Annotated in this window: 8 protein-coding genes; all 8 read right to left on the bottom strand. The window is 49.4% G+C overall.

Translation table 11 applies throughout. The features are described 5' to 3' along the window. Positions 1 to 197: 197 nt before the first annotated feature. Positions 198 to 1,139, bottom strand: a complete 942-nt coding sequence (locus tag ACOJTG_RS08915; RefSeq protein ID WP_420153496.1) for an aldose 1-epimerase — start codon at positions 1,137 to 1,139, stop codon at positions 198 to 200. Between the two features lie 89 nt (positions 1,140 to 1,228). Beyond that, positions 1,229 to 1,978, bottom strand: a complete 750-nt coding sequence (locus ACOJTG_RS08920; protein WP_102200484.1) for a LytR/AlgR family response regulator transcription factor — start codon at positions 1,976 to 1,978, stop codon at positions 1,229 to 1,231. A gap of 78 nt (positions 1,979 to 2,056) precedes the next feature. Continuing rightward, a complete protein-coding gene (locus ACOJTG_RS08925) occupies positions 2,057 to 3,121 on the bottom strand; it encodes a sensor histidine kinase (RefSeq protein ID WP_420153497.1) in 1,065 nt (354 codons plus the stop codon). Positions 3,122 to 3,266: 145 nt separating this feature from the next. Then, a complete protein-coding gene (locus tag ACOJTG_RS08930; protein ID WP_420153498.1) occupies positions 3,267 to 3,935 on the bottom strand; it encodes a spheroidene monooxygenase in 669 nt (222 codons plus the stop codon). Positions 3,936 to 3,950: 15 nt separating this feature from the next. Beyond that, on the bottom strand, positions 3,951 to 4,487 hold the full coding sequence (locus ACOJTG_RS08935; protein ID WP_420153499.1) for a hypothetical protein: 537 nt from the start codon (positions 4,485 to 4,487) through the stop codon (positions 3,951 to 3,953). A gap of 218 nt (positions 4,488 to 4,705) precedes the next feature. Beyond that, positions 4,706 to 5,551, bottom strand: a complete 846-nt coding sequence (locus ACOJTG_RS08940) for a phosphatidate cytidylyltransferase (protein ID WP_094815310.1) — start codon at positions 5,549 to 5,551, stop codon at positions 4,706 to 4,708. Beyond that, positions 5,520 to 5,708 (bottom strand): DUF2007 domain-containing protein, encoded by a 189-nt coding sequence (locus tag ACOJTG_RS08945; protein WP_420153500.1) that lies wholly within the window; start codon positions 5,706 to 5,708, stop codon positions 5,520 to 5,522. The genes ACOJTG_RS08940 and ACOJTG_RS08945 overlap by 32 nt, the downstream gene beginning before the upstream one ends. A gap of 208 nt (positions 5,709 to 5,916) precedes the next feature. Beyond that, the gene (locus ACOJTG_RS08950) at positions 5,917 to 6,834 is read right to left on the bottom strand and encodes a CPBP family intramembrane glutamic endopeptidase (protein WP_420153501.1); all 918 of its coding nucleotides are present in this window, start codon (positions 6,832 to 6,834) and stop codon (positions 5,917 to 5,919) included. Positions 6,835 to 6,936 lie beyond the last annotated feature (102 nt).

The following is a 6,936-nucleotide window of genomic DNA, read 5'->3' on the forward strand; positions in this document are numbered from 1 at the left end:
AAAAAGACCCCGGCTGGTTTCAGCCGGGGTCTTTTTGGTTTGAATTGGGTTTGATTGGCGTATGAGTTAGTTTAAAGTGGAAGATGTGTTTGAGGGTTTGACTATCGAAACTTGTCAAACCTTATACCTGATCAAACCTCAAACATTTTCAAACGTTAAACCTCCTTCAACCTTCAAACCCATACTCCCCCGCTCCCCTAACTCAAGTACACCTGATAATTCATCTGGTAGGTTTCTTCGGGTTGAAGTTCGTACAGCCCTTCGCCGTTGTTGAAAGCATTTACATTGGCCGTCAGCGGTTCCATCGCTACGCGTTGCCGATCCGGGAAGGTATACACGACCTGATAGTTCACTTTCCCCTCCCCTCTCGTGTATTCCAGGTTTAGGGTCACGCCTTGTTTGGCGGATACCAGCTGCGTTAGGTAACCGGCTTCGTTGAGCTGGTAGATGGCATCCAGCGAGCGGTTTTTCAATTTATAGCCTTCCGTGGCATCAAAGGGCTCACTGCCGGCGGGCATCATGAATTCATCATCCAGGTGGATTTGCTGGGCCGCCGGGAAGTAAATTGTCCAGTCATCCACCGTACCGCCGGGTAGCTGAAAGTACGGATGCCAGCCTAGAGCCACGGGCATGGCTTCGCCACCCGTATTAACGGCCTGCGGCATAATGTCCAGTTTACCTGTACTCAGCAGCTCGTAGCGGATTTCAAACCGGAATGGAAAGGGGTAACCCTCGTAACTCCCATCGTGTTCGTACCGCAGGCGAATGCCCGCTGCCGAAACGGAAGTCCACTCTTCGACTACCTCAAAATTTTCGTGATGCACGATCCCGTGAATGGCGGCCTGCTTTTCGGGTTCGTTGATGGGCAACTGATAGGATTCGCCCCGGTAGGTATAGTGTCCGTCTTTGATACGACTGGGCCAGGGAAACAGAAAGGCACTCGCATATTTAGGATTTGCCCCAAAGGCTTCCGCATTGGCGGGCGTATCAATGACCGTAAACGATTCGCCTTCTTTGGTGAGCGTCAACTGACGAATGATTCCACCGAGCTCGGGCAAAATGTGGACTTCATCACCGGTAATCGGGTTTTTCAAAATGTACGACTGATAGGAACCGTACGTGGAAGTAAGGATATTCATAACCCTGTTCAGGCAAAAATAGACTGGCTCTTCACCAGCCATGACAATAGGTGAGAAAAATCAAAAGCCAGTCGAAACTGGCTTCTGGCTTATAAACTTAGTAATTCTTTGAATCGAATGGCCTGACGGCGGGAAATTTCGATCTTTTCGGGCTTGTCGCCGGGGCTGCGTAAAGTAGCCAGCAGTCCGCCCGAAAACCAAGGTTCGATCTTATCGATGTAATTGAGATTGATGATGTGCTTGCGGTTGGCCCGGAAGTAAATCTTGCTGTCCAGACGGTCCTCCAGAGCATTCAGGGACTTCAGTACCAGCGGCTTCTGATCGTCGAAATGCAGGCGAACGTAGTTGCCCATACTTTCAAACAAACGCACCTTGCCCAGTTTCACAAACCAGCACTTTTCACCATCCTTAATGAAAATCTGATCGTTTTCCGACAGGGCTTTGATTGTACCATCCACCCGGCCTTTTTCATCCATTTCGTGATGGTGGATTTCTTCTTCCGCCCGTTGAATGGCTTCCGTCAGACGCGACAGCTCCACGGGTTTCATCAGGTAATCCAGGGCGTTCTGTTCAAAAGCCTTGATGGCGTATTCGTCGTAAGCGGTCGTAAAGATCACTTCGGGGACATCGCCTTCCAGACTTTGCAGCAACTCAAAGCCATTCTTACCCGGCATCTGGATATCCAGAAACAGCAGGTCCGGCTTGAGTTCATCAATCAGCTGAATGGCCTCATCGGCATTGGCGGCTTCGCCCGCAATATGAACTTTGGGGAAATTTTCCAGTAAGCGTTTGAGTTCATTACGAGCCAATCGTTCATCGTCGACAATGAGTGCTTTCATATTCGATTTCGGTTGAGTACAGGGAGCTAGTAGCGGCGAGTAGCCGCTGGGTAGTTATCGTTGTAAGGAGTTTTAGTATTAGACGTTCACCACGACGGGTGCTTCTTTCGGCTTGGGATTTTGCATGGGAATCATGATCTCCGCACAAACCACATCTTTGGCCGACTGGTAAATCTTGAATTCTGCTTCTTCGCCGAAAAGAAGTTTCAGGCGGCGTTCCGTATTTTTCAAACCAAATCCGCCTGATTCGGTATCCTGCAGAATGCCCGTATTCGAAATCCGAATGTCCAGTCTATTCTGTTGTAACCGCGTTTCGATACTCACAAAGCCGCCCTTGATCGGTTTGGAAACGCCGTGTTTAATGGCATTTTCAACCAGCGTCTGCAGCATCATGGGTGGTACCAAACAATTGATCGTTTCGGGGTAAACGTTCCGGCGTACTTCGAGTCGTTCTTCGTACCGAATCTTTTCCAGAGCCAGATAATCGTCTACGGTACGCATTTCTTCGCCCAGCGTAACGGTCTGACGACGGTCGGCCAGCAGACTACTCCGCAAGATGTTCGACAATTGCGTAATGCCCTTCTGAGCCCGGTCGGGGTCTTCCAGAATCAATGCCCGAATGCTGTTGAGGGCATTGAACATGAAGTGCGGATTAAGCTGAGCCCGCAACACTTTTGCTTCGGTCTCCTTCGCCAGCGACTCTAGTTTGACCTTCTCTACGGCAATTTCCCGCGTACTTTCCAGGTATTTAAAGACATGATACAGAATTAGCCAGATCAGCATGGGTTTTCCCCAGAAAAAGAGAAAGCTCAAAAAATGCCCACTCGGCGATTCTAAATCGGTCGTAAACACATCGAACGGAATGTTCAGGGCCGTCATGATACAGGCAAACAGAAAGGCCGTACACAGCACCTGCGGTAATGCTTTGGGAGCATCCAGTACGTCGCGGTGGTGTTTTTTGACGTAACGACGGTACTGGTGCGTCAGAAAAATACTGAGAATAATATTGATGACGTAGTTAAGTACGAGCACCCAATTTTCGGTATCCTTGAATTCCAGCGAATACGTAAGCAGATCGTTGGAGAGCCATAAAGGCCATCCGATCAGTTGGAATATCCAGTATGTTTTTTCTTTATCGTTCATAAGAACTAGCTGGCGGTCGTTTGCTCGAAGATCTGTTCAGGGCCATGCCGTTTCCGAATATAGCCCGAACCACCGTACTCCCTTTTGTTTTTTAGGACTAGCGGGGAAATACGTAGATAAAACCGATAATTCAAGGGCCGAAGTTTTAAAATCCTGGTTCGAACGGTACGGGGACGAAACGAGCGAATAATTCCTCACCGTACCACTGCTGCTGTTCTTTTTGCCGCATGGCTTCTTTATGATCAGCGGTACGGTACGCGAAGGCTTTCATGGCATCCAAGCTTTCCCATATGCTGAAGGTCGCCTGCTGGAAGTAGGGCACTTCGCCCATGCCAATGGAATAGATCAGGCCGGAAGCCTGCTCCAGTCGGGCGGCGGCCCGGTACGAATTTCGCCAGAAGGCGGGTAAGGCCCGTAGTTTGAGCGTGGCCCGGGTGATCACTGCAATCGGTCCGGTCCCTTCCTCGGCGGGACTATCCGTCTGAAAAGGGTTCGAACCATTCCAGGCTCCGTGACTCCGAATGGTTTCTAGAGCGAACGTGCGAACGGTGGACGCCCGCTGCTGTACCTCCTGCCAAGCAGCAGCAGTAGAAAAAAAGTCCTTGGCCTGGCTTTCGGATGGCCAGACGGCCAGAAAGGCGTACCGCGAAAAGTCGGGTTTGAGACTGAAGACTTTCCCCTGTCCGGTACCCATCCACTTGAAGAATGTGAGTTCGGGCAATTGCCGTAATTTGCGGGGCATGAGTCCCATCTGCTGAATGGCCCACCAGCGATGCTTCGGCGGGTAAGTCATGACGCAAAGAGTAATGTACATGGCAGGGTGCTTTCTTCAAGAACTCGAAGCAGGCCCAGGTGTTTTCAGCTGACGGAGAATTTTTACGGCTCGGGAACGGAAAGCGGGACTTTCGTACGGCAAACGGTCCTCAATAATTGTCTGTAGTTCGGTTGTCAATTCCGAATATTGCTGCCCCATTCGGTGTAATACCGTTAGTGAAAAAGCTTTAATGGCAGCGGGTTCTGTAGGGTTATTCAAGCATTCAAAACAACAAACTACAACGATCCCGTGGTACGCTTCGGGAATGGCAATAAACTGTAACATCCGAACCGAATTTCGGCGAACCGCCGGGTGTACGTCGGTACGGGATAGCACCTGAAAGAAGGTTTCCAAATGAGGAATCAGTAAGGCCGGATGTCGTTCAACCACTGCATCGACTACGCGGCTGGCCCGCTGAGTAACGCGGTATTCGGAGCTGTGAAAGTGCGTAAAGAGCTCGGCAAAACGGACTGGGTTCTGCCCGATATATTCTACCAGTTGTTGTAGATATGCTGAACTACAGGGTTGAAGTAAGGTTTCCGGCCAGTGCATAGCGTTATTGATCTGCTGGTGCAAACTTACACGGTCCTATTGCCCATATCCTATACTCCGCATTGCCTACGGGGCTAATTCTATGGAATCCTTCGGGCTTGGCGTGTTCGATTTAAAACGGAGTAACTGATACAGGTTTGGACATCTGCATCAGTTACTCCGTTTGGATTTGGCCAAGAATGGACTTAGAAGAACACGTTAGTTTACCCGTATTCTCCCTATTCAAACACTTTCAAAAACGTTACAATAAACGGGGCGGACAGTAATAAACCGTCGAACCGATCCAGAAAGCCCCCGTGGCCGGGAATGACCGAACCCGAATCTTTAATCTGAATGCTTCGCTTAAACAGGGATTCGACCAGATCACCGTAAGTACCCGCCACCACGATTACACCCGCAATCCAGTACCACTGCCAGGGGTTGAGGTCGGTATAGGTTTGTGAAAGGATGAACGCGACCAGCATGGCCGTAATCGCTCCTCCCAGACTACCCTCCCAGGATTTTTTGGGTGATACGCGTTCGAAAAGCTTGGTACGGCCGAATTTGGTCCCGGCGAAATACGCTCCTGAATCACTGGCCCAGAGTAAAAACAGACACCCCAGTACCCGCTCATAACTGTACACCCCCCCTAGCAGAGCAATCACGGTAATCAAAGCAAAAGGCAGAGCTACGTAGATGATACCCAGAAAGGTATAGGCAATGTTGGTAAAGGGCTTTGCCTCGTTTTTCTTGTACAGCTTGATGAAAAAGATGAGCGTAAAGAGCGGAGAAAGCAGGAAGTACAGCTCAAAATCCAGGTAATGTTTTTCAATGAGAAACGTCAGGATATTCATGAATACCCCCACCCCGGTTCCGTAGTACTTGAGCGGGGTAATGTCATCAAGGCCAACGAGTCGGTAAAATTCCAGCTGACTCAAACCGCCGATGGTTGCAAACAAAACCAGATAGGTCCACTCGCTCCAGTACAGACAAAAAATCATCAAAGCCGCTCCAATGACGGCTGCAATGACCCGTTGTCCTAAATTTGAATAACTACTCAGCCTGGTCTGTATTCTTTTCCTCATGTTGAATGATAAATTCGGCAAAAGCCGCGTCTTTAACCGGAACGTGCAATTCGCAGTGTCCAAACAGATACGAGCGATCCTGTTTGCTCAGTACGACCCCCTCAATTTCGTATTCATCCAATAGCCAACCTTTGACGAGTTCCACTCGCCAGGGCATATAGGACTCGTATATCTTAACCCAGCCTTCCACGATTCGTTGGTTTATAACGGTTGTTAACGCTGATTTTTGAAAGTTGTTTTGGTTAGGGTTACGCAGAAACCTGTCAACGCTCCTCTTGTTGACGGCGACTGTTGTGTTTCTATTCTGGCAAAAATACTACAGCTTTCAGGGCTTCCCGGTTTTGAACGCAATTTGTTTGAATAAATTACGACTGAGGTATTGTCCCCTGACTCCGTTGGTAGATCAGCCGCAGTAGCCCGATCGTCAGTACAGCCGACACTAGTGCGTAGGGCAAAGGCATGGCTTCGTTGCTTTCTACGTCGAGCTCAGTGATCTGCCGATGCCGCAGGTAAATCATCACGACGACAAAACCATTATTGACAAAGTGGGCGAAAATGGGTACCCAGAGGTTTCGCGTCCAGACGTACAGGTAGCCAAATAAGGCTCCCAGAATCATGCGGGGGAAAAAGCCCATAAACTGTACGTGATAGGCACTAAAAATAGCCGCCGACAACCATACTGCCACGTGTGGACTCCCCCACCAGCGTTCGAACAACCGTTGCAGCGTGGCCCGAAACAGTAACTCTTCTCCCAAGGCTGGAATCAAGCCAATGACCAGTAAACCGAGCATAAAATGGCCGAAGCTAGGAAACTGCGTCAGGAATTTTGTCAGGGTTTCCAGTTGTTTTTCGCTATCTACCATCCACTGCGGCAAGGGTAAAAGCTGATTCCATTCAAAAATCAGACTATTCAAAGGAATGTACCCAATGACGAGTACTAGGATCAACGCCCAGATCAGCGGATCGGTCGAACCTTTTTCCATAAAAACGATGTTGCGTTTTTCAGTCAGGTACCAGAACAGATACGCCGTAAGGATAAAACTGAACACGGACGTGATGGCCTGCATCAGCATCGTGGCCAGCCAGCTGTGGGGATAATCCTGCGGATGAGCGATAAAATCGGCAGCCCCGGCAGCAAAGTCTGCCCCCGTCAGGAATTTGACCAGGGGATAAACAATCGCTATCTGGGCGATACTGCCTAAAACGACCATCAGGCCGAAAAGGATTAGCAAACTCGCAAAGGGAGAAAATCGTCGGGTGGGAAGATCAGGCGTTTCGATCATTTCGATGTAATTTTGTATGCTTCAGTGATTCGTACTGAATTGAATCGTTTACTAAACAGGTTTTTTAGAGTGGTTGGTTGTACAGGTAACGCAGGTTCGGCG

The sequence above is a fragment of the Siphonobacter sp. genome, from assembly GCF_048595215.1.
Classification (GTDB): Bacteria; Bacteroidota; Bacteroidia; order Cytophagales; family Spirosomataceae; genus Siphonobacter.